This window comes from Brachybacterium tyrofermentans, from assembly GCF_039526165.1.
GTDB classification, from domain to species: domain Bacteria; phylum Actinomycetota; class Actinomycetes; order Actinomycetales; family Dermabacteraceae; genus Brachybacterium; species Brachybacterium tyrofermentans.
In genome coordinates this window covers 1-1,780 of the sequence record NZ_BAAAIR010000081.1, presented here as the reverse complement: position 1 = coordinate 1,780, position 1,780 = coordinate 1, and the positions used below count along the sequence as shown (strand labels likewise).

The 1,780-nt window shown below is 68.3% G+C and carries 3 protein-coding genes; all 3 read right to left on the bottom strand.

What is annotated here, in order from left to right; all coding sequences use genetic code 11:
* Positions 1-5 precede the first annotated feature (5 nt).
* Positions 6-251, bottom strand: a complete 246-nt coding sequence (locus tag ABD093_RS18330; protein ID WP_343926324.1) for a hypothetical protein — start codon at positions 249-251, stop codon at positions 6-8.
* A gap of 130 nt (positions 252-381) precedes the next feature.
* Positions 382-630: a hypothetical protein gene (locus ABD093_RS18325; protein ID WP_343926322.1), complete on the bottom strand. Its 249-nt coding sequence runs from the start codon at positions 628-630 to the stop codon at positions 382-384.
* A 32-nt stretch (positions 631-662) separates the two neighbouring features.
* On the bottom strand, positions 663-1,661 hold the full coding sequence (locus ABD093_RS18320; protein ID WP_343926320.1) for a hypothetical protein: 999 nt from the start codon (positions 1,659-1,661) through the stop codon (positions 663-665).
* Positions 1,662-1,780: the final 119 nt, after the last annotated feature.

Sequence of the window (1,780 nt, the reverse complement as noted above, 5' to 3'; positions counted from 1 at the left end):
CCGTTCTACGTCAACGACGCGACGCTCCCCATCACCACGAACCGGGAAGAGCCACCAACCCCAGGCCGGCCAGACAGCGAACCGAAGCCCCACACGATCAGCCCCGCGATGAGGACCGCGACGCCGGCCAGAATTCCGACGTTCATCAGCGTTCCCACCACATCGACCAAGAAGGTCTTGACCCCAGGAGGCAGCGCGTCCCAGGTCGGCTTCACACCCGGGTTGGTATCTGCCAGCAGCACTCCGAACATCACGTACTCCTCTGCTCCATCGGCGGTGTCTCTCACCGCCCTCTGAGGAGACAAGCGCGACCATCACGACACATGCACGAAGGGACGCCCCAGCAGTAGCCGGGACGCCCCTTCGTCGTGTCGTGCGCGGTCAGTTCCAGATCGAGATGGCCTGCTCTCCGAACCACGCGACCCAGGAGTTCAACCCCGCGCAGACGATCGCGCAAACCACCGCACCGAAGAAGGTCTGCACCCCCTTGGTGGCCAGCCCTGGAATGTTCAGCGCCGTGCCGAACCCCCACATCATGAACCCGATGATGACCGCAGCGACCGTTGCCAGGAGCGCGCCGTTCGCCACCGTCCCGGCGACGGAGATCAGCAGCGTGCGAGTGTCACCCATGCCGTCACTGACAGGAATCAGAGGATCCACGATCACGCACCCCCGCTCTCGTCATCGCTGGAGACCGGCGGCGCGAGCGGCACGTCCGCAGGCGTCGGTGCCGGGGCCGGCTGTTCCTCCGACGCCGGAGCGTCCATCGGCGGCTCCGCCGGCGCGGGAACACTCGCGGGCGCTGCCGGAGCGTCCGCAGGTGCCGTGCCCGGAGCGTCAGCCGTAGACGCTCCCTCCATTCCCCCGCTACTCACCGCGGGCTCGGACACCGGAGCATCAGCCGCAGCTGATCCTTCCCCGCCACCCTCACCCGTGGCGGGCTCGGACACCGGAACCCCCGTGGTCGCCGGAGCACTATCAGCAGGCGCTCCCGACCCGGAATCATCCTGCGCCGGCTGCTCGTAGGAGTACGACTCTCCCCCTCCGCTTTCGGTGGTCTCCGAGACCGCATCGCCAATAGTCTCCTTCGTGGCATCTGCGACTTCCTCGCCAGCCTCGCCCACCTCGGACGCGACCTCCCCCGCGACAGCCACGCCAGCAGCGAGGCCACCAGTCGCCGCCGTCGCACCAACCGCCGGCGCAGCCTCAGCCAACGGCGCGGCAGCATCAGGACCACCGGCAGCTGCCTCCTCCGGCCCCGGCCCACCATCGCCTCCGACGAGGCCAGGGTTGGAGGAGCCTCCGCCGCCCTGGCCGCCACCAGCTCCCCCACCGTCCGTAAGCAACGATTTCAGCCGACCCCCTGCTGACTGGCCCGCCGACAGGCTCGAACTCCCAACGGAGGCCATCATGCCGCCGGCTCCCGAGGCTGCCGCTTGCAGCTCCCGGACGCCGCCCTCCCCCATCCAGCCGAACAGCGCGAAGCACGCCACCGGCATGAACGCCGCCAGCACCAGCATCAAGATCCCCGACAGGACCGTGGTCAGCCCCGGAAGGATGTTCGCGGTGATCTCGCCGGATTCGAAGGTGGCCGTGATCGCCAGGACACCCAGACCCATCACGACAACGATCGCCAGCTTCGTGAAGATCAGGGCGACCATCCACCCCAGCCAGATCGACGCCCACTTCCGGGTCGGCTGGGGCCTACCCCCGGTTCGTGGACACGGGGGTGTTTACGCTGCGAGCGCTAGCTTAGCGGTGTAGGCGCGCTCGTAGGCGT